This window comes from Pseudoalteromonas sp. SiA1 (assembly GCF_018732205.1).
In the GTDB taxonomy this organism is placed as follows: domain Bacteria; phylum Pseudomonadota; class Gammaproteobacteria; order Enterobacterales; family Alteromonadaceae; genus Pseudoalteromonas; species Pseudoalteromonas tetraodonis.
In genome coordinates, this window is the sequence record NZ_CP076084.1 from 2,191,853 (window position 1) to 2,213,284 (window position 21,432).

Consider the following 21,432-nt stretch of genomic DNA (forward strand, 5'->3'; position numbering starts at 1 on the left):
TTTTTTTGCTTGAAAAGTGCTAGAATGCGCCCCATATATACCAATCGTATTGAATGACTATCATTGGCTTGGGTCAACAATAGCATCATTTCAAGATTGCCATTAGCCTGTCAGTTTTAAGCTTCGCGTTTTAGCAAAGCCAACACTTTTTGTTTGAGGAGTTCCCGTCGTGGTTGAACCTGTTAAAGACACTAAATTTGATGAGTACTTAGAGTACCCTTGCCCATTTACATTTAAAATTATGGGTCTAGCTAATGTAAACTTAACTGATCAAATTTTAGCTAAATTACAACCTATTGCTCCAGGTGATTATGCGCCAAAAGTAAAACCAAGCAGTAAAGGTAATTACGAGTCTGTAACGCTAGTAGCTACTGTAACAAGCGGCAAACACATTGAAGAAATTTACAACGTGATCAGCAACATCGATGACGTACGCCATATGCTTTAATCCATAGTTGAGATTTGTTGTGAGCGAAAACACCCTAATCGTACGCCAACTGGGTCGTCAGCGTTACATGCCGATTTGGCAAAAAATGCAAGACTTTACCGACACCCGTGATGAAAATACCCCAGATGAAATTTGGCTGGTAGAGCACGAAAGTGTATTTACCCAAGGCCAAGCCGGTAAAGATGAGCACTTGCTTGCCCCAGGTGACATTGAAGTGATTAAAGTGGACCGTGGCGGACAAGTAACTTACCACGGCCCAGGTCAGCAAATGATGTATGTATTATTTAACTTACGTCGTTTAAAGATTGGCGTACGAGAGCTAGTAACATGGCTTGAGGAATGTATTATTGAATCCCTTGCTGAGTACGGTATTGATGCATACGCAAAAGCCGATGCACCCGGTGTTTACGTGAACGACAGCAAAATTGCCTCTTTAGGCCTAAGAGTTCGTCGTGGCTGCTCATTTCATGGTTTAGCATTAAATGTTAACATGAACCTAAGTCCATTTTTACGCATTAACCCTTGTGGTTATGCGGGCATGAATATGGTGCAAACTAAAGAATTAAATGGCCCTCAAAACCTTGAAGCTGCAGGTCAAGGGCTGGTAAAACACATGATCAAAAAGCTTAATGCAACACAGGTTAAGCATACTGAAGGGTTTGAAAACGAATGAATAAACCAGTCAAAATGGAACCAGGTGTAAAACTACGCGACGCAGAAAAAATGGCGTTGATCCCCGTTAAAGTTTTACCAACAGAAAAAACCGAAATGCTCCGTAAGCCAGAGTGGCTTAAAATCCGCTTACCTAAGTCAACCGAGCGGATTGACGGCATAAAACAAGCAATGCGTAAGCATGGCCTTCACTCTGTATGTGAAGAAGCCTCGTGCCCTAACTTATCAGAATGTTTTAACCACGGTACGGCGACCTTTATGATTTTAGGGGCTATTTGTACACGTCGTTGCCCATTCTGTGATGTTGCACATGGCCGTCCATTAAAGCCCGATGCAGCAGAGCCTGAAAAGCTTGCACTGACCATTAAAGACATGAAGCTAAGCTACGTAGTGATCACTTCGGTAGACCGTGATGATTTACGTGACGGTGGCGCTCAGCACTTTGCCGATTGTATCCGTGAAATTCGCAAGCACAATCCAGAAATCACCATTGAGATATTAGTCCCTGATTTTCGTGGTCGAATGGACAGAGCGTTGGAAATATTAATTGAAACGCCGCCAGATGTATTTAACCACAACCTAGAAACAGCACCACGTTTGTACAAATTGGCGCGTCCAGGTGCTGATTACAAGTGGTCACTTGAATTATTACGTCGCTTTAAAGAAGCACACCCTGAGGTTAAAACTAAATCGGGGTTAATGGTTGGCCTTGGTGAAGAAATTAGCGAAATTGAAGAAGTACTGCGTGATTTACGTGAGCATAACGTTGATATGCTAACCGTAGGCCAATACCTACAACCCTCTAAGCATCACTTACCAGTAAAACGCTACGTGCCGCCTGCTGAGTTTGATGCACTAAAAGAGTATGCTGATGAAATTGGCTTTACACACGCGGCTTCTGGCCCGTTTGTACGCTCAAGCTATCACGCAGATCAACAAGCAGCGGGTAAAGAAGTAAAATAAGCCTGCTGATAAACAAAAAGCTGCCAACGAGCAGCTTTTTTTGTTTATGGGCGTTATTTTCACCAAATGTAAAATAAAGTTAGGCTAAAGCGGGGTTACTTGAGATAATTACCGCTGATACCCTTAATTAGGTTCATTATGAAACTATTAGTTCGCAACTTATCTCGTGCTACCACTGAGCATGAGCTTCGTACTTTATTTACAGCGCACGGTAAAGTGACCACCTGTAACTTAGTACTCGATAAAGAAACTGGCCAATCAAAAGGTTTTGCTTTTGTGGAAATGCCAAACGACATTGAAGTTAAAGGCGCTATTAAAGCCCTTAATCAAACAACCGTTGATAAAAGCAAAATCCGCGTAAAACTAGCCGATGCTTAATAACGATTGAGGGGTTGGAAGTTTATACGTATTTTCAGCGTTTAACCTCGCTTTATATTGCTCAAAGCTTAGCTTTAACACTTTGAGCAATATAACCAATTGGGCTTATATCTGAGTTAACATCGCCTTTAATACCTGCTGCTTACTTACTATATCCCTGTACAACGCAAATTGATTTTTTGCGCGATCTAAATTGTGTCTCTCATATTTAACACTAAAGTAATTATCGCCGTCTATATAGTCGGTTAAAAAGCGTAAGCCAATCATAAAAGGCATTACTTTAGCACCTAACCAAAAGCTTTGTTTTTCTGCGGCCGTTAATACTGACTTTAATGGTTCAACGTAACCTTTAACAATTGCTGCAAAAATGTCTTCACGAACACCTACTTTTTCAAGCGCTGTTGAATCTTCTTGCTCTGCAGAGCAGAATGTTCTGACCATATCGCCAAAGTCATTAAGCCAATAACCTGGCATACAGGTGTCTAAATCAATCACCGCTTTTGCATCATTTGAATCTGAACAAAATAGCATGTTGTTTATTTTAGTATCGTTATGACACACGCGAATAGGGACTTTTCCAGCTAATGCATTGAGCTCATCAATGAGTGAGAACTGCGACAAGCAAAAATCAACCTCCTCCTGACAATGAGCTACACGTTTATGAGGATCGGCGTTAATAACTTGCTTAAAAACCTCTGCACGCATGGCTAAATTATGAAAGTTAGGGATAACTGCATGTAATTTGTTAGCGTCAAAATCCTCTAATGCTGCAGCAAATTGGCCAAATGCATTAGCCGCGGTTTGCGCTTGGCTAACAGTATTAACCACATCTTCGCTGTAACTGCCACCAATAAACTCAAGGGCTCGCCAAGTATCGTTATTATTATTTACTAAATAGTCATGCTGAGTTGTTGCTACATGCCGCACAATTGCTAAGTTGAACTCACCGACTTGCTGCTTTTTACTTAAGTGTTGTTCTATTAATCTTGCATTATCAACAAGTAACTGTGGTTTTGGGAATACCACCGTATTGAGCTTTTGTACAACCAATGACCGCTTAGGTGTGCTCAATAACATGGTAGTATTGATGTGCCCACTACCAATGGGTTTTATACTCGCATGCTTATCGTCAAGGCCAAAATTCTCAGATAAGTAAACTTCTATAGGAATTGAATTCATTTTCTACTTCACTCTTTTCGCCCAAGGCGACAATAATTTATATCAATTGCATTAAATTAGTGAACGATTACAGCGACAAGGAAATAACGCGATAGCAAGGCGAAAATTATGATACATAGTTGTTCTATATAAATAATTTTTAACGCAGGAAGCGGGTTATTTAATACGCTAGATTGATCATATTTTTAATAAAATTGGTATTAACACCTTTACGCTTGACGCAATGCGCACAAAGTAGCCGCAATGCTTGTCAGTTCTGATTTATAGGTAACACCAAACCAAGGCTCTTTTGCAGTGTATACAAATACAGGCTGTGCTTTTACATTAATCGCTTGCTGGATTTGATCAGGTAAGTAATATTCTTGCTGAGTATTAGCATTATATTGCTGTAAAAACGTCTCAAAACCTTGTTGCAAATAATCAAAAAAGCACGGCGTGATCCCCCAAAAACTCATAGATCCTAGCGCATCTCGGCTAATTTTTTCACGCAAGCCCTGCGGATTATTTCCAACAATATGTGCAGACTCTTTTTGAATATTTAAATATTCCGTCACTGCAACAAGCCTTCCATCAGCAATACTACATACTCCGCGATTAACCCCACCGTGCTCAGAGAGGGTATTGATAATCGGGTACCCCACCATTGCCCATTCGGGGCTATTTTTAAAATGCTCACTAAGCAATAAAAATGAAGACGCACCATAATAGTCATCTGCGGTAATAACAATTGCAGGGTTGTTAATATATGCTTTGGCACACAGTAACGCATGCCCTGTGCCCCATGGTTTTATACGTTGCTGTGATAGTGCTTTGTATGCATCAGGAACAAGCGCGTTATGTTGCTCTACTAATACCACGTCAAGGGCTTTAGGTAAGCGAGGTAAAATAGTGTGTTCTATCTCACTGCGAACGGCTTGATTGATGATCAGTACAACCTGTGTCACACCGGCGCGATACGCATCAGTAATGCTTAACTCCATAATCGTGCAATTTAGCCCAGGTATTTCTGCTATTTGTTTATTGCCACCAAAGCGACTACCTAAGCCACCGGCAAGCACAACCAAACTCAGTTTATGTTTTTTCATTTAGAGTCTGCGCATTTATGAGGGTAATTTACCAAGCCAGGCTTGCAACCAAGGCTCAGTTACCGGCCATGGCTCAAAGTCTTCACAGGCATCGATTTCTAGTCGGTTACCAACAGGTTTAGCTTGTAAATCACGTAGTAGCTCATCAAAGCTGCGCCCTGCCCCACAAAACGTATCACCGTAACTTCTATCACCCATGGCAACAATACCAAAAGGCTTGTCTGTTAGCATTGGAAAAGTACTATTTAATTGATGATAAAGATCCGCTAAATTATCAGGAATATCGCCTTGCCCAGTGGTCGAGGTAACAATTAAAATATGCGAAGCATTTTTTATATCATCTAAAGTAGGTTGCTCGAAGACACTAACCTGATGACCAGCTTGCTCTAGCGTGTCGCTAACTTGCTCACTTAATCGCTCTGCACCGCCATACACGCTGCCAACAAAAATACTAATATGTGCCATTTAATAATCCTCTTCTTGTTCTGGCCACCCCAGCTGTTTGCAAATGTTTAACATTGCATCACCCAGCGGCGCTTTAATTGTTATGGGTTCATTATTATAAGGGTGCACAAAGCTAAGCTCTGATGCAAACAACATTAGACGGCGAAGCGAAAAATGCTCCCTAAAAAACTGATTATGCTGATTATCGCCATGATTTACATCACCAATAATAGGTAAAGACAAGTGCTTTAAATGCCGGCGTATTTGATGTTTGCGACCCGTTTTAGGAAAACACTCTACCAAAGAATAACGAACCGTTGGGTATTTTCCTATTGGGATAGGCAGCGCAGCTTGATGCAAACAATTAAATTGTGTTTGTGCTTCTTGCGCGGCTTTGTCTTGATCAGCAAACTTATCGGCTATTTTGTCGAGTTCTTCTTTTAACGGTTTATCTAAAAAAACAGATTCAGGCGCAAACCCGCGTACCAACGCTAAATAACGTTTTGTTATTGTGCCCTCAATAAATAATTGATTCATATCTCGCGCCGCCTCTGAGCTTAATGCAAACAGTAATACACCCGAAGTAGGCCTATCAAGACGGTGAACAGGAAACACATGTTGCCCTATTTGATCGCGCAGCATTTGCATTGCAAATTGAGTTTCATGTTTATCTAAAAATGAGCGATGAACAAGTAGCCCAGAGGGTTTATCTATTGCTACATAATTTTCATCTTGATAAAGAATCGACAGTTCGCCGTATTCAATAGGCTCTGGGCGCTCACTCATTAGGCTCTCCTAAATATGAATCTAATTGAGTCAGTAAAGCGATAATGTCTTCGCTGCCTGATTTATCAGTGAGTGTCATTTGCGCCATCGGGGCGACTGCAAAATTGCGCGGTAACGGCTGCTTGTTGTCAATTAGCCGCTGTAACTTTTCAATAAATACAAACTGCAACCATTGTTCAAATGCCAGTGTATCGTGACAAAACGGTACGCTAGAATCTAATAAATCGGGATTCAGTGGCTCAACCTGCCACAGTTGATGCTTTTTAAGTAGCGCCGCTAATTGCTGTAAATATATGTGGGTTTGCTGGTACATAATCACCCTTTGGTCTGTGTATTATGCAATTATACCCTGTTCCCACAACAGTCGCTATGGCGTATAATTAAGGTAATTTTGTAGTAAAAACAGTTGGAAATCCATGAGTGAACATATAGCTACGTTAGGCCAGCTTTTAGATGGTGCAGGCACTCAATGGCGTGCTTTTGATATTGGCAGGCACATTACCAAGCTTGATAAACAACAATTTTTAGCCGTTGAACAAGCGCAAATTCCTTACCCTTACCCATTAGCAGGTCATGCATGGTTAGCGATTCAGTTTTGGGATAGCAAAGCCAGTAAAGAACCCTATGTGTGGTTCTTAAAATTCCCACTTGATGAGCAAAGTAAGTTAGTAAGCGCGAGCCGTGATCACTTTGCAGATATGGTTATTCAGGCACTAGGAACAGAAATTACCGGCGAGCAAGCCGATGGCACACTCGATAACAACCCTTATGTATTTACTCCGAACGCGAATAAATTAGCGGCGTTTAATGCACAAGTTAAAGTGTTGCTAAAGCAACCAGCGTCGCAATACTACGAGCACGCCCAACTCTACTTTAGTGGCCAAATTGGCTTTGATAATTGGCAAAATGTCGCGTTACAAGGCATTGCCGATTTTGCTTATCGTCTTCATAGTGCTGATAACTTAAAGCACTTACAAGCAGCGTGGCCTAAATTACCAGTTGAAGTATTACAGCCATTAAGTGCAATGCTTGAACACATCGAAATACCGCCCTCGTTAAGTGAGTTATTGTTAAGTTATGGGCAAACCGCCCTTAGTAATAATGATGTTGTTGCGGCCTCTGCCGCGCTGCGTGCAATATCATCAGGGCAAGCAGCAGGGCTTAGCGCACAACTTGTTGACTGCGCGCTTAACTCACCTTTAGGGCAAGATTCTGATATTTTGTTGACCATTGCTGGTCGCTGCTTCAAACAGTTAGAACAGCCACAGCGTTTACATGTGTTTATGGATAACTGTGCGCATCATGAGAAAATAGCTGAATTATTTCCTAGCGTTTTTGCAGATTTAGTTGCAATTGCGACTATTCGCCCTCACTTATTAGCTTTATTACGTGAAGAAAACAGAAGCGAGACATTAGCTCGCGCAATTGGAAGGTTATTCTCTTAAATGGCTAGTTTATGGACGTTCATACTTATTGGTGCTGTAATTTATTTTTTTTGGCTAAATCGTAAAATAGCCGAAGCAGCGAACGTTCATGCCAAACGGCAAAGCGAGCAATTGCAAGTGCAACTTATGAGTGTAGCTTGCAACAAACGTCGATTTGGCATTTTAAAAAGTGGTAAACCGGGCATGAAAAGCGAATTTATTTTTGAGTTTTCAAGTGACGGTGAAAACGCCTACCAAGGGGTATTAATCATGGAAGATGAAAAACTAAAAAGTGTGGTTGTGCCACCACATAGAATATAATTTCTTAGCACAAAAAACTAAGGCGTAACCTCAGTTACGCCCCAATTGCAAACATCCTGTAAGGTATCCTTTACCTATTCCCTGTTTATCATCCTCTGAACGAGCAAACTACCGTGTTTACTCTCCATTGCATCCTGCAATATCCACTTGCCGCCTTGGCTATCCTGCGTAAACTAACGCTCCTGCAATTTCCTATCGCATCATCCTTGGTGTCCTTTAAATAGCTCCCAGCTATTTTAGTACTCCGTGTACTTCCTGTTTCATCCCTGCATCCGTGTTAACTTGTCCTTTGTGCTTCCTGCTAGTAACTACTTAGTTGCCTGATTCCTTATCCATGGCAGTAGCTCAATCATTGGGCTATGTCGTCTTGACAAAGTAAAGTTTAAAGCAAACGGCTTCGTATGATAGTGAGGAAAACAAAAAAAATTACGGTCATAAAATTGAAAAATAAAAATAACTATAAATAACAATGGCTTGATGTTTTTAAGAAGATAAAATACGGAGTTAAACTGACAAGGCGCACGTTAATGTAAGATATATCTCACGTAAGTGCGCCCTATTTGGAACATTGGCTTACATAATCACAATTCTAAACACCTAGCCTTGTACAGATAGAGCAGTTTTAAAAAGTAATTCACCTTTAACTCGGTTAAATGTGAGCTGCTTAAAGTGCTCAAAGCCTTGTGATTTAAAAAATTGCGTATGTTCGTCACGAGTCACAAATACCGCTATACCAGAGGACTCAGGATTGTCATGTAATAAACCATCTAAGCCTTTAAGTAATTGGCGGCCAAACCCTTGACCATGAAAATGTGGGTCAACGGCGATAAACGCTAAAAAGTAGTAATTGCCTTGCGGCTTTAGTGCATCACGAATAGTTTTTTCTTTTTCAATTAATTGATTCGTTTGCAAATAACCGGCACTTAACATCAACTTTAATCGCCAATGCCAATAACGCTCTGCTTGAAGTTGGCTACTTGACTCAAATACACAAGCAACTGCTTTTAACTTATCGTTACGGTAAAGGCCAATTAAAGGCTGTTTTTCTTGCCAAAAGCTACTGAGCTCTTCGCGAATAAGCGCACGGAGTTTTTTTTCATAGTCCAGAGAGCTTTTTTCGTTATACCCTAGCAGAGTTTGTAAAATAGGGTCATTTTGGTAAGCCTGATATATAAGGCTTGCAGCGGTACTGATATCTTCTGGTGCAATATGTTGCACGCTAAACGTGTCTGTGGATTCTGCTGTGGCTGTCATTTTATTTCCTTTATTATTTTATACCCTTTGTCATTACGCCGCGTAACTTGTTTGGGATTAATTTTGAACTACAACGATGACCAAATGCTCATATAACTATATACCTAAGTGGGACAAATAAGCGAATTTACATTTTAGTTAGTACGCTCATCCACTGCATTGAGTCAGATCATGCTTTAGCGACTTACTACTGAGTAAATAAAGCGTAAATTCAGTAAGGGTTAAACTGGCTAGATATATCATTCCCCCCTAGAGTTAATAAGTATTAAGTATTAATTCATTAAGGAGCACGATTATGGATACGACTAAGCACGACATAAATACATTGTTCGCACAATTAGGGTTACCTAATACAGAAGCAGAAATAGATGCATTTATTGCATCGCATGCCATTTCGGATACCACATTATTGCAAGATGCTCCCTTTTGGGATGAAGCCCAACAACACTTTATTGCTGAATCGCTGGCGGTTGATGGCGATTGGAGTGAGGTAATTGACGAACTCGACTCTCGCCTTCGTCAAAATAATTAAATCGCACATTTTAATGTGTCTGAGCCACTTTATTGTTACCATACCTGCTCGCAACTTCCATGTTGCGAGCTTACTTTATTAAAGAGTTATAAATCGAATGAATGCTGCTGTATTTGAAGCTATTAAAGTCCTTCTTGATGAAGGCAAAGTCCCCACTGTTGCACTAACTAAAAGCCGTTTAGTAAAACCACTTCCTATGCCGGTTATTATTGCGGCAGTGAGTCAATATAAAAATAATCCCGATTCAATTTATAATTTAATGAAAACACCCGAGCAAGCAAGTAACTCAGATCCTAAAAACACTCAGTTAGATAGAATTGAGCAAAAACTTGATCGATTACTTGCTTTGCTAGAGCAAAAATAATTTGAGACTATAGATGTTTGTTGTTGATTTAACATTTGATTGCTACCAAGACACAACCCTAGAGCAAGCCGAGCAGGCAATAAACCGCTTAGTGAATGCATTACGCTTTAATGGCCAAATCATTGGAGAGGAATTTCCAACGGTTTTAAAAGATGGCTATTTTATTACTCGTGTAATGTGCCCGACCGAAGACGCCATGCACCCACTTAATAACAGTGCGTTTGTTAAACACAGTGTTGAAAAGCTTCATGGCGCTGGTTTGCTTGCTCCCAAAGTAAAGGTCATCGGCCAAGATATTCACTCCAATGGTGCCGATGGCTGTAAAGAGCCATCAAGCTATATTTTATACACTACCTATGTGCATACATGTAGCCCACTGTATTGTGGCGATGACTTTTTACCCGTGCCGCTATTTAATATTCCTGCGATTGCTAATGGTGACTATAAAACACTAATTAAATGGCAAGAAGATTGGCAAGCGTGCGATCAAATTCAAATTAATGGTGCAACACGCTGTGAATTTCCAGCGCTTGAAGAAATAGCCAGCACCCAAAGTGATTTATACCGCCGTGGTAAAGATATAACTAAACGGATTAGTTTTTTAACTAAAAAGCCTGTTTACTATTATTTATACCGTGTAGGGGGGGTTGATAAAGCCTCTGAACTTGAGCGTAAATGCCCGAGTTGCCATGGTGAATGGAAATTACCCGAGCCTTGGTTTGGCTTGTTTGATTTTAGGTGTGAACCGTGTGGTTTAGTCTCTAATATTTCGTGGGATTTTCAATAAATCCCACACTCAAGGTGCTATGTCTAAAAACATCACACCTTAAAACTACCTTATAATTATACTGTCAACGATGCTATAAATTCACTGAGGTTTTTGGCAAGTACATGATGTGGCTTTTTACCTACATACTCTAAGCACACCTCACCTGTTTCTACTAATACGGTAACAAGCAAATCGTCTTGGTCGGTTAACCCAATAAATACACTTGGCGCTTGTTTGAGTTTACGTTTCATTAAAACATGACCGGTGATATTTTGTTGCAGTAGGTCAAAATCATCTTCATTCCATGCTTGTAATAATTCCACTTGATGTCCGTCAATATTGGCTACAACACTGCCAGCAAACATATGACCATAAAATTGACTCAACGCCTCTGGAAACTCAAGCTCCAATGCGTTAGCGAGATCGGTTAATGAACCTGTAGGCTCTCTAACTATCGCTTGCCATTGGATCATGCCATGTTCATCGGCGCTACCTATTTCACATGGGCTTGGCCATTGCTCATCGTGGACGATTAATGGGCGCTTTTGTGTATTAGTAATCGTTTGTTCGCTAAATTTTTCGTGAAGTTGAGCTAATTGCATTGCAACAGACATACTGTGAAACTCATTTAATTTATATATAATGCATCCATTGTAACTATTTAAGAGCAAACATGACAGATTACAGCAATTCTCCCGATCTTAAAGGCAGCGTACTTGGTCAATCTACTGAGTATGTCGATCAATACACGCCCAGCTTGCTTTTTCCTATTGCTCGCAAGCTTAATCGTGATTCATTAAGTATTGATGAAACTGCGCTGCCGTTTAAAGGCCAAGACATATGGACAGGTTACGAACTGTCTTGGTTAAATACTAAAGGTAAGCCTCAAGTTGCGGTGGCATTGTTTACTTTCGAATGTCAAAGTAGTCATATTATTGAATCAAAGTCGTTTAAGCTTTATTTAAACAGCTTTAATCAAAGCCGTTTTGGGAGTATTGAAATTGTTAAACAACATTTAATTGACGACTTATCCAATGCGGTAAACAGCCCTGTAAAGGTAACCTTATACAGCGCTGATGACTACAATTGTATTCCTTGCACACCACTGCCAGGTGAGTGTGTAGATGAGTTAGATATTGAGATAGATAACTACCATATTGATGCCCATTCACTTAAATCACAAAGCAATAAAATAGTCACCGAAACTTTGCATAGCCACTTGCTTAAGTCTAACTGTTTAATTACTTCACAACCGGATTGGGCGAGTATTATTATTCGCTATACCGGTGAGCAAGTTTGTCGTGAGTCATTATTACGCTATTTAATTTCATTTAGAACTCACAATGAGTTTCATGAGCAATGTGTGGAACGTATTTACAGCGACTTAACCACTCAACTCCATATTAAAGAACTTGAAGTATACGCTCGTTATACGCGCCGTGGTGGGCTTGATATAAACCCATATCGCTCAACACATTATAACGAAACCCCATTTTCGGTAAAAATAAACCGTCAATAAGTGTCGCGTTACCTTAACAAAAAAGGAGCCTGAGGCTCCTTTTTTAGTCATTAAGTTGCTTAGTTGGCACCGCCATGCCACACACATCAATATAATTATGGCTGTACGCAAACCATTCCTCGCTGCGGTTACCCCGAGCAATAATTAATTGTTTGAATGAATCAGAGTCTGTTTTCATTACTTTAAATCGGCTGCTATCGTCTGCTAAATCCGCTAATACTTGTAGATCAGTAATGGGGTTAAACTCGGTATTCTCAGTTGGCGTTCGCGCTAACTGATGAAAATGTGCCATGCCTTTAAGCACCCGACCAAACACGGTAATATTTTTGTCTAAATAACGCGGCCCTTGACCTATGGTGACAAAAAACTCACTGCTGGCACTGTTTATATCGTTATCGCGCGCCATTGCAAATATGCCATGACAATGGACTTGCCACGTTTGTGTATGCGCTTGGTTTTGTGCAACCGCAAAGCCACCTAAAAACCCCGTTACGGGTGCATAACCATCACTGCCCATCTCGGTTATTGAAAGTGGCTCAGTGGTGGTTAAATAAAATTCCGCTGGCACCGTGTTATCTTTAGTTTTGGCTAACTTTTTACCCGTACTATCGCCACCTTGAGCTACAAACCCTTCAACAAAACGGTAAATGTGAGTACCTTGATAAAAGCCTTGTCTTGCCAGTTTTTTAATGTTCGCAGTGTGTTTAGGCGCAAGTTTGGGGTTAAGCTCAATATATGCAGCGCCTGTCGGCAGGGTTAACTTTAGAATATTCTCTGATTCGACCCATCGCCATTCATCATCTTTAGCCGCCGCAATAATCTCACTGCTTGTTAGTTTTTTAGCCGATGAGGCTGGTGATTGAGTACTTTGCTGGGCACATCCACCTAACAAAGCCGACACTAAAAGGGTCACTACACACTTTTTCATACCTTTCCTTTTTATTGTTATCTATTAGGGTCTGTTGACCTTTCAAGGTTAAATTTGCAGCAGCCTGTTTGGTATTTAGGCAAGGCAGAGCCTATGTGGTGTGGTTATTCCCCATAAATAGGCGATAACGCAGCATCAATGCCAAACAGGCGCTGCCCTTCGGGTTCTGCCTAGGGGCAATTTACTCTTTGTTACTCGGTTTTTACTTAGCCCACTAGGTTACAAACCTCGCGCCGCGATTAAACTGCCCCTAGTTTGAACAAATTTTAATCCGCAAAGGTCAACAGACCCTAGTCCCAATCAAACTTATACAGTATGTCTACGTTTTGGTATAAGCCACTGGTTATTTCTATGTATAGTTTAGAGAGTAACTGGTAGCGCACAGCCACTTCACTGAGTGAGTCGAATACCCCGACACTGTACTTAACCTGTAAGCTTGGGGCTATATAACCTGATATCTCTACTTTTGTTTGCTCACCACTGCCTTTAGAGCTTAAGCTTACATCAGATAAACCAAAGGTTTCACCCACCTTAGAAACCACTCCCTCACTGCGACTCACACCTTGAGAAAGTAATAACTGAGTTAACATAGCATCTGTAGAGCTGTCGCCCTCTCCTAATGGTTGCCCATTGAGTAAATAGGCTAAGGCTTGGGCTTGATCCATCGCAGGCTCAGAAAATACTTTTAACGTAGGTTGCTCAACACTGCCGGTTAAAGTCACCCCGGCAATCACACCATCAGCGGTATTATCTGGGTTACGAATCGCTTTAATGTTGAGATACGGTTTGTCGATTGCGCCACTAAAACCTACTTGCCCTGTTCTAATTATCAAGTCTTGCCCGAAGGCTAAATACGTCCCTTCTATTAAATTAAGCTCTCCGGTTGCAATAATTGGCGTACCTTGGCTCATTTTAAGCGCTAAATCACCAGTTACTTTAGACTTGAGTCCAAACGATTCGACTTTTACATCATTTTTTACTGTTACTTTTAAGTCTATATCGTAATCAAAAGGGACTTTTTTAGCCGCTTGTGTTTTTTGATCAATAATTATTTCATCATCACTTACTTGCACTGCGCCCTCGGGCAGCTCTTCAATTTCTATACGTCCATAAGGCACAACCACTTCACCGACAAGGTTAAGCGCGTTATCTGCTATGCCGATTTTTAGATCGGGTGATACTTTAAATATCACACCCTGCTGCGCTCTAACAAAAAACTCATTGCCAACAACTGCAACATTAACCGCGGGTTGCTCACCTTGCCAATCAACATCACCGGTAAGTTTAACTTGCCCGCCTTGAGGATCACTTAAGTTACCTTTAATCGTTGCCGTGGTTTTATTAAATAAAATATGTATATTAGAGTCTTTAAGTGCAACGGGTAATTGCTCTCCCTCTAAATTAATGTCTGCTATATTAAGCTCACCATCTAACTGAGGATCTTTGAGCGTTCCTGCTAATGTAACCTGTCCGCTGATTGCCCCTTTAAGTTGCTCAAGCGTATCTAAAAATGGCTGAATGTCTGAAAGTAAAATTTTATCTATATTAACGTTACCAGAGAGTGTTTGTGTATTTTGAATGTCGTCAATATTTATATCGGTTGCTATTTTACCTAACACACTGGATGACAAGTTAGCTTCAATTTTACCAACCTGCGAATCTGAAAAAGCACGAATACTGAGTGTTTCTATTGGGAGTTTAAATCGATCCTCTTCTGAGGTTAGCACTGCATTTAATCCATTAGAATTTACATTGGCTCTGAGTGTTTTAAGTGCACCTGACTGCCAATTAGCAGCAAAATCACCTGTTAAGTCTCCGCGTGTGCGAATATTATCTGGTAATAAGTGCTTAAGCTCTGCAAGTGAGAGGTTAGCAAGCTTTGCATTAAACTGCCCTAGCGCTTTTGTTTGCGACAAGGTATCTATACACAACTTACTTTGAGCTGATTGCCAACAATGAGCGCTCACATCAAAATCCCCGTTTTGTGTATTCACCATAACGGATATTTTTTTAGTATTATTAAAACTCAGCTTTTTATCACTAAGGGTTATGTCACTTAGCTCACCATTCCAAATGGCATTTTTCATTTTGCCATTAAGCTCAAGTTCCACCGCGCCTTTTTCGGCATCAATCGACGCGCTAAGTTGATGATCTGTTTTATCACCACTGGCAGCTATGTTTATATTATTAATTTGCTGCCCAGCGACCAGTGCAGATGCAACATTAACACTGAGATCAGTTTGCCAATCAGCAGCCGTATCTAGTTGAGATTTTATAGCAAGTTTATTAATGTTTATCTCATTAAAAATAAAACGCTCTAGCATGACGGCTAAGTTAACCGAAGGGGTTAATCTGTTGCCGCGTACTTTTAAGTCCGCTTTACCGTTAGCAATAAAAGGAAGGTTAGCCTGCTCATCACTATTAAGCGTGATATCACCGTCAACTTGCCATGTATCATCTACCTGCCCATTCAAAGTTAACTTGTTAGCACCACTACTTAAATAAAAACTATCGATATCCGCTTTTAATTGATTATCTAACTTAAAGTTTGCAGCAAACTCTAAGGGAACGTTGTTTAAAAAGCCAGCTAGCTTAGTATTGTTCATTTGTAGCTGCCAGGTATCGGCTTGAGCGTTAAATACGCCTTTAAACGTCCCTGAAACATCACTGGTTAGGGCATCGGTTAAGTATTGCGCTTTTAAATTTGATAAAACGCCGGTAAAGTCCGCTTTAATTCCCTGTTGCCAATCAAGCTGTGCTTGAATATTCGCAGCGCTATCGTTAGTTTTTAAAGCAAGCGTTTCAAGCGTTGCCTTGGTTAGTGTGCCTTTTAGCTGAGCATTTAAATCTACACTTGGATAAGCATCTAGCTGAGTATTACCCGTTAAACTTAATTGATAGTCGTTAGCATTACCTTGGGCACTTAAATTGATGTTTTTAACCTTTAGCTCATTATTTTGTGTATTAATAAGCCATTGATTAATTTTGCCATTAACACTAAAGGGATAATTTTTCTGTTTGAGGTTGGCTGTTGCTCTCAAATTTAAAGGAAATAATCCTGTGGTATCAAGCGCAATGTTAAGCTTGGCTAGATCACCATTTATATCAAGAGTAGCTCCATGTTCATTCCCTTTTAAGCTAATGTTGCCGTTAATTGGCATTGCCCCTTCCAGTGTTGCATCAAGCTGAGTTTTTAACTGCCACTGCTGATAACCTGCCGATAGTGACTGTACTTTAATAGTGGCATCTTCTACGCTCATTTGCAGGGCAATATCATCAATTGAATAGTGTTGCTCGCCCTGATTTATTGTTACGTTGGTGATATTGAACTGCTCAACATTGATGTTAAGTGGTGAGATAAACTCGATATTGGGTAAAGCTGGTAATTCCTTAATAGCCGTTGTTGTTTGTTGATTAGCCGCTGCTTGTTGAGCTGCGGTTTGCTCTTTCAATACCACATTAATGCGAGGAATGGTTAAGCGTTTAATTGTAATATCAGGCCCTTCAGCCTTTGCCGACAATTGCAGAGTGTTAAGTGTTACGTTTGCACTTGAATGATTTAAAATAAATTCATCAATAGCTAGATTTTTTAATGCAATATTAAAGGGTAAGGTTATTTTTTTTAATGCTTCGGTTGGCGTATCGTCTTTATTCTCAGCACTTTTTGGCAAGGTTAATTTAATCGACTTAGCGCTTAAATTATCAATACAAATACCATCACATTGCCACCAAAATAAATCTATCTTTAGTTGCTGTGCATTAACGCTTACGCCATTTTGGTCGAACTGTAAGTTAAACGCATCATTGTATAAAAATCGGCCATTTTTTATTTCAATGGTTAATCCATCAACCAATTTATTCGCTGTATAAGCAAGCAATTGATTACCAGGGGCGGTAAACAAAACGCAAAACAGTGTAACTAACAGCGTTGCTAAAACGGCGCTAATTATCGCCGTTACTTTTTTAAATACTGACATTAAATTTCAGGCCCTATGGTAATACTTAAACGGGTACTTTTACTTTCTTTAGTGAGCCCCCACGCGTGATCAACTCTTATTGGCCCTATAGGCGTTAAATAACGAAAACCAAACCCTGCACCAACTTCAAATTGCTCAGAAAAATCATTGGTTGCGGTCCCCCCATCAACAAACAGCGCAGCTCGCCAATTTTTAGCAAATTGGTAGTTGTATTCAACGGTACTCGCTAATAAATATTTACCACCAATACGCTCACCCTGCTCGTTTTGCGGAGAAATCGACTGATAAGCAAAACCCCTGACACTTTGATCGCCACCGGCATAAAATCGCAAAGAAAATGGCACGTTATTTATATCATTAACAATCATTGCGCCCACGTTTGCTTTTAAAAAGAGCAGATGGCGGTCAAGGTAAGTACGTAACCAAGCATGCTGTAATTGAACTCTAACCAAATTGGTACTTGAGAGTACGCTATCGAGTCCAAACTCAGCTGAAATAGACCACTGCTCCCCCCAATAAGGTGTGGTGCCACCCTTTGATTGTTTACGCGCATAACTGATCCCAGGCATTAACATTTCAGTTGTTTTTTCTTCGTCATCCCCTATGCGGTAGGTTTCTTGCTCACGCCTTAAAAAAGCCGTTCGTACCCATTTATGCTCAGTTAACCATTGGCGCTGTAACTGACCTGTTAGTATTTCACTGTAAGTTTGATTGGTTAATTCATCTTCCAACTTATAACCGACAGAAAAGCGCCATAAATCATCGTTCGGATCATTCACCGGCACGGTGTAAGCCATGGAAATATCTTGCTGTTTTTGAGAAACATTTAAATTGCTTTCAAGATAGTGCCCGTTATCGGTGATCCATGGTTTACTCCATTTAAAACGTACTTTCGGCCCTAAATCTGTACTAAAGCCACCACCAATTTCATAACTATTTTCTGGTTTATGTAACACATCCACTTTTATAGGAACTTGCTTGTTTTTTCTCGCTGTAATATCGGCGTAAACACGCACGCTCTTAAAATAAGGGGTACTTGATAAATCAAGATTATAATCGGCAATATAGGATGCTTTGTACGACTGACCCATTTTAAATGGCGCCAAAGAGCGGATATATTTTTCGGCTGGAGTATTTCTGGCAATTAAAATATCACCAAATTGATAACGAACTCCGCTATCAATAGTAAAAGTAATGGTTGCGCTGTGTTTTTTTAGTGATACTTCAAATTTTCTAACAGGCCATTTTGCATCGAAATATCCATACTCTAGCAACACTGACTCTATTTTTTTATGCGCGCTGCTATAAACCCCATGATTTAAAATATCACCTTGTTTTAAATTAAGATCTTCAATCGTTTTTTGAACGAACGGATCCTGTTTTGCTTCACCATTAATAGTTATATTAAGTGACTCAATACGTGTGGCTGGGCCTCGCTCTATATTTACAACAAGTTCGCGCTCGTCTTTATCAAAATCAATATTTACTACTGGACTGTAATAACCTAAGGCTTTGATACTGTTCTCAACTTGCGTTTTTGCATACCGACGAAGTGTACGGGTTGGTTTTTCACCAACAAGTTGTTTTAAATAAAGTGCAACGTTATTTTCTAAGTCGCCACTGATCCCTTTAATTTCATAATCTTCAATTATATTTTCAGAAGCAATAGAAGACAGGCTTACTAACAAGCAAAAAAAACAAAAAAACTTTAAAAGCTGATTGAACAAGTAAATATCCTTACTGTGGTATCCATAAAATAAACCGCTAGACAGAGATATACTACCATAGCCACAATGAGCCTAACATTAACTTAATCGCAATTAACACTCAAAGATGCAGTCAAAATTTAGTACGCGTTAACGGTTTATTTTGGTTACAATAGCTATAACGAGTACAAAATAAAATTAATGAGTTTTTTAATGCAATTCCCTGATGATGACAATGGCCAGCTACTTGCTGAAATTTCCGCCGCTGGTGTAGATTTAAGTAAAATGCAACAAATTGATTTTTACATTTTATTTGAACAACAGGTTGATGCCGAAAAATTTGCAACTGAGATTGTAAACGATGCATTAGTGCAAACTGCTGATGTTGAAAAATGCAAAGATACCGGCGTTTGGGAAGTAATTGCCCATGTACAAATGGTGCCTGAACATGCTCTGTTAGGCCAAGCAGAACAATACATTGAAAGCATAGCGAACAGCTTTAATGGCTATGGTGATGGTTGGGGATTAGACGCAGAAGAGGCATAATCCCTAATTTAAATGATGAATGATATCCAGCTTAGTCTATCGACTTAGCTGGTTTGCTTTTCTGAAGCTGCCTTTATAATCAAAAAGTTTATCTGCTACTTTCCAGCCATATTTTTTACTTTTTCGCGCAATCACAAAATCCGGTGGTATTAAATCAAACTGCGCTTTTATAACTTGCTCTGCACTGACAAATTCAATCGGGGATTGGCCCTGACTTATACGCTTACCAAACTGCTGATTAAAGTAATACCGAACACCTTTGTTTGATAAATCAAAAATTTCATCACAACTGGCTCCGTCTTCATCAAAATAAGTAATTTTTAACAATTGCTCTTTAAGTTTTACCACACTCAAGCCGCTACAACGTAGGACTAATGCATCTTTAAGGTTTAACGCATTGCGCAACTTATCATCAGGGTCGGCCATCACAGCATCACAATCATGGCATTTTCGAGCAGCAATATCATTTTGTGCGCCGCACTGCTCACACTCTTTAAAACGAAAACGATAATCGCATTGATCGCTTAAACCGTTATCATCTTCTAGCAAACCTTTACAACGCCTGCCGAAGTGCTCGATTACTTTGCCATCAGCATCTGTTTTTCCCCAAAATATATTGGCAAAGCCACACCCAGGACACAGTACTTGCACGGGTTCATTATCGCTATCGCCTTTTTTATCTCCCACCTCTGGGTAGAATAAATCAAAGCCATTGCCCGCATAGTCAATCACTAAACAATCATCTTTACCCTCAGCCAACCTCAAGCCTCTACCGACAATTTGCTGGTATAAACTTACCGACTCTGTGGGCCGTAAAATAGCAATAAAATCAACATGAGGGGCATCAAAACCCGTCGTCAGTACTGATATATTTACTAAATATTTTAACTGTTTAGCTTTAAACTGCTTTATTATTTTATCGCGTTCGCTATTTGGCGTATCCCCCGTGATCAGCGCACTGTGATCCTCTGGTAGATAAGTCATTATCTCTTGTGCATGCATAACCGTAGCTGCAAAAATCATCACGCCGTAACGATTTTCACTGTATTGTATAACCTGTTGTAAAATTGTTTGAGTTGCACGGGTCGATTTTTTTAACAGCGCATTCATATCCTCATTGCTATATTGCCCAAATGCATTGCTAGTTAAAGATGAAAAGTCATAATGGCTAATCGCAGCATCAACCTCTTTAGGGGGAGTTAAATAGTTATGCTTGATCATATAGCGCAAAGGTAATTCAAAAATACAGTGTTTGAATGGACTCTCTTTATTGCCTCTTACAAACCCATGGTAATGATGCTGATAAATCCAGCCTAACCCTAGTCGGTAAGGCGTCGCGGTTAAACCTAATACTTTTAATTCAGGGTTGTGAGATTTAAGTGCATTAATAACCTTACCGTATTGGCTTTTCTTTTCGCCATTCACTCTGTGGCACTCATCAATAATAAGTAGTGAGTAGTGCTCATTAAGTTTGTCTAAATTACGCGATAACGACTGCACACTCGCAAAAGTGACCTGATGGGTTAACGACTTCTCTTTTAATCCGGCTGAAAATATACTTGCCTCAAGACCAAAGCTTTTATACTTTTGAGCATTTTGCTCAACTAATTCTTTTACGTGCGCCAACACCAATATTTTTTGTTTAGCGATACGCGCAAGTTCAGCAATCACTAAACTTTTACCCGCACCTGTAGGCAGCACAATGACAGCAGGATCATTGGTTTTTCTAAAGTGTAAAACGGTGCGTTCAACCGCCTCGCTCTGGTAGGGTCTAAGGGTGTAGGTCATCAAAGGTAAGAATTCTTAATCTAATTAATGGTTATGTTTTAGGAAGACAGCTTTATTTCACATTTGTTTAAATAATTTATATTCATAAACTAATATTCAAACTGTTTATAAATTTAGAGAACTATATTATGTATAAATATAAAAAAATACCCTTAATCAAAATGATTAAGGGTATTTAATTACATACTTAACTTATCTGCAATTCTAAGAAACTCTATTAGTATAAAAATATTATATTAATAGGTAATAGCTTTAAAATTTGTAAGTAGCTTGTAGGTAGGCAAATCGACCAATATTATCGTAAATCGCTGAGCCTGCACCTGTGCCAGTCGTACTTCCTGGTAAGCCA

At 39.9% G+C, this 21,432-nt stretch carries 22 protein-coding genes; 11 read left to right on the forward strand and 11 right to left on the reverse strand.

What is annotated here, in order from left to right; translation table 11 throughout:
* Positions 1 to 169 precede the first annotated feature (169 nt).
* The 4 genes from ybeD (at position 170) to KK487_RS10180 (ending at position 2,461) form a co-directional block, all read left to right on the forward strand.
* Complete coding sequence (gene ybeD, locus KK487_RS10165) at positions 170 to 448, forward strand: DUF493 family protein YbeD (RefSeq protein WP_016898950.1); 279 nt, start codon at positions 170 to 172, stop codon at positions 446 to 448.
* 19 nt (positions 449 to 467) lie between these two features.
* On the forward strand, positions 468 to 1,121 hold the full coding sequence (lipB, locus tag KK487_RS10170; RefSeq protein ID WP_215521745.1) for a lipoyl(octanoyl) transferase LipB: 654 nt from the start codon (positions 468 to 470) through the stop codon (positions 1,119 to 1,121).
* Positions 1,118 to 2,083, forward strand: coding sequence for a lipoyl synthase (gene lipA / locus KK487_RS10175; protein WP_013465357.1), 966 nt, complete (start codon positions 1,118 to 1,120; stop codon positions 2,081 to 2,083). Before lipB ends, lipA begins: the two co-directional genes overlap by 4 nt.
* Before the next feature lie 138 nt (positions 2,084 to 2,221).
* Positions 2,222 to 2,461: an RNA recognition motif domain-containing protein gene (locus KK487_RS10180; protein WP_008109433.1), complete on the forward strand. Its 240-nt coding sequence runs from the start codon at positions 2,222 to 2,224 to the stop codon at positions 2,459 to 2,461.
* Between the two features lie 105 nt (positions 2,462 to 2,566).
* On the opposite strand, the gene KK487_RS10185 is transcribed toward KK487_RS10180, so the two are convergent.
* The 5 genes from KK487_RS10185 to KK487_RS10205 form a co-directional block, all read right to left on the reverse strand.
* Entirely contained in the window at positions 2,567 to 3,640 is a 1,074-nt protein-coding gene (locus KK487_RS10185) for a phosphotransferase enzyme family protein (protein ID WP_215521746.1), read from the reverse strand.
* 209 nt (positions 3,641 to 3,849) lie between these two features.
* Entirely contained in the window at positions 3,850 to 4,725 is an 876-nt protein-coding gene (locus tag KK487_RS10190) for a nucleotidyltransferase family protein (RefSeq protein WP_090494292.1), read from the reverse strand.
* Between the two features lie 15 nt (positions 4,726 to 4,740).
* On the reverse strand, positions 4,741 to 5,190 hold the full coding sequence (locus tag KK487_RS10195) for a flavodoxin (RefSeq protein WP_013465361.1): 450 nt from the start codon (positions 5,188 to 5,190) through the stop codon (positions 4,741 to 4,743).
* Positions 5,191 to 5,955, reverse strand: a complete 765-nt coding sequence (truC, locus tag KK487_RS10200; RefSeq protein WP_013465362.1) for a tRNA pseudouridine(65) synthase TruC — start codon at positions 5,953 to 5,955, stop codon at positions 5,191 to 5,193.
* On the reverse strand, positions 5,948 to 6,268 hold the full coding sequence (locus KK487_RS10205; RefSeq protein ID WP_013465363.1) for a YqcC family protein: 321 nt from the start codon (positions 6,266 to 6,268) through the stop codon (positions 5,948 to 5,950). Before KK487_RS10205 ends, truC begins: the two co-directional genes overlap by 8 nt.
* A gap of 103 nt (positions 6,269 to 6,371) precedes the next feature.
* Here KK487_RS10205 and KK487_RS10210 point away from each other — a divergent pair, with 103 nt between their 5' ends.
* Together KK487_RS10210 and KK487_RS10215 are read left to right on the forward strand one after the other, a co-directional pair.
* Positions 6,372 to 7,400 (forward strand): DUF3549 family protein, encoded by a 1,029-nt coding sequence (locus KK487_RS10210; RefSeq protein WP_013465364.1) that lies wholly within the window; start codon positions 6,372 to 6,374, stop codon positions 7,398 to 7,400.
* A complete protein-coding gene (locus tag KK487_RS10215; protein ID WP_013465365.1) occupies positions 7,401 to 7,700 on the forward strand; it encodes a DUF3301 domain-containing protein in 300 nt (99 codons plus the stop codon).
* A gap of 597 nt (positions 7,701 to 8,297) precedes the next feature.
* Here KK487_RS10215 and KK487_RS10220 read toward each other — a convergent pair.
* Positions 8,298 to 8,954 carry a GNAT family N-acetyltransferase gene (locus KK487_RS10220; protein ID WP_215521747.1) on the reverse strand — a complete coding sequence of 219 codons (657 nt, stop codon included), beginning with the start codon at positions 8,952 to 8,954 and terminating at the stop codon, positions 8,298 to 8,300.
* A gap of 295 nt (positions 8,955 to 9,249) precedes the next feature.
* On the opposite strand from KK487_RS10220, the gene KK487_RS10225 reads away from it, so the two are divergent.
* The 3 genes from KK487_RS10225 (at position 9,250) to KK487_RS10235 (ending at position 10,637) form a co-directional block, all read left to right on the forward strand.
* Positions 9,250 to 9,486: a DUF2789 domain-containing protein gene (locus KK487_RS10225; RefSeq protein ID WP_013465367.1), complete on the forward strand. Its 237-nt coding sequence runs from the start codon at positions 9,250 to 9,252 to the stop codon at positions 9,484 to 9,486.
* A 97-nt stretch (positions 9,487 to 9,583) separates the two neighbouring features.
* Positions 9,584 to 9,850 carry a hypothetical protein gene (locus tag KK487_RS10230; protein ID WP_024601586.1) on the forward strand — a complete coding sequence of 89 codons (267 nt, stop codon included), beginning with the start codon at positions 9,584 to 9,586 and terminating at the stop codon, positions 9,848 to 9,850.
* A 13-nt stretch (positions 9,851 to 9,863) separates the two neighbouring features.
* Complete coding sequence (locus tag KK487_RS10235; RefSeq protein ID WP_064662909.1) at positions 9,864 to 10,637, forward strand: Zn-ribbon-containing protein; 774 nt, start codon at positions 9,864 to 9,866, stop codon at positions 10,635 to 10,637.
* A 56-nt stretch (positions 10,638 to 10,693) separates the two neighbouring features.
* Here KK487_RS10235 and syd read toward each other — a convergent pair whose 3' ends face one another.
* On the reverse strand, positions 10,694 to 11,233 hold the full coding sequence (gene syd / locus KK487_RS10240) for a SecY-interacting protein (RefSeq protein WP_036953897.1): 540 nt from the start codon (positions 11,231 to 11,233) through the stop codon (positions 10,694 to 10,696).
* Positions 11,234 to 11,292: 59 nt separating this feature from the next.
* Between syd and queF the strand changes: the two genes are divergently transcribed.
* Positions 11,293 to 12,138, forward strand: a complete 846-nt coding sequence (gene queF / locus KK487_RS10245) for an NADPH-dependent 7-cyano-7-deazaguanine reductase QueF (RefSeq protein WP_128583219.1) — start codon at positions 11,293 to 11,295, stop codon at positions 12,136 to 12,138.
* A 43-nt stretch (positions 12,139 to 12,181) separates the two neighbouring features.
* On the opposite strand, the gene KK487_RS10250 is transcribed toward queF, so the two are convergent.
* From KK487_RS10250 to KK487_RS10260, 3 genes are all read right to left on the reverse strand, one after another.
* Positions 12,182 to 13,066: a peptidylprolyl isomerase gene (locus tag KK487_RS10250; protein WP_128583220.1), complete on the reverse strand. Its 885-nt coding sequence runs from the start codon at positions 13,064 to 13,066 to the stop codon at positions 12,182 to 12,184.
* 290 nt (positions 13,067 to 13,356) lie between these two features.
* Positions 13,357 to 17,043 carry an autotransporter assembly complex protein TamB gene (tamB, locus tag KK487_RS10255; RefSeq protein WP_128583221.1) on the reverse strand — a complete coding sequence of 1,229 codons (3,687 nt, stop codon included), beginning with the start codon at positions 17,041 to 17,043 and terminating at the stop codon, positions 13,357 to 13,359.
* Positions 17,043 to 18,770 carry an autotransporter assembly complex protein TamA gene (locus KK487_RS10260; protein WP_128583222.1) on the reverse strand — a complete coding sequence of 576 codons (1,728 nt, stop codon included), beginning with the start codon at positions 18,768 to 18,770 and terminating at the stop codon, positions 17,043 to 17,045. Before KK487_RS10260 ends, tamB begins: the two co-directional genes overlap by 1 nt.
* Before the next feature lie 192 nt (positions 18,771 to 18,962).
* Between KK487_RS10260 and KK487_RS10265 the strand changes: the two genes are divergently transcribed.
* Positions 18,963 to 19,295 carry a ribonuclease E inhibitor RraB gene (locus KK487_RS10265; protein ID WP_008109396.1) on the forward strand — a complete coding sequence of 111 codons (333 nt, stop codon included), beginning with the start codon at positions 18,963 to 18,965 and terminating at the stop codon, positions 19,293 to 19,295.
* Between the two features lie 36 nt (positions 19,296 to 19,331).
* On the opposite strand, the gene radD is transcribed toward KK487_RS10265, so the two are convergent.
* Positions 19,332 to 21,083: a DNA repair helicase RadD gene (gene radD, locus KK487_RS10270; protein WP_013465375.1), complete on the reverse strand. Its 1,752-nt coding sequence runs from the start codon at positions 21,081 to 21,083 to the stop codon at positions 19,332 to 19,334.
* Positions 21,084 to 21,432: the final 349 nt, after the last annotated feature.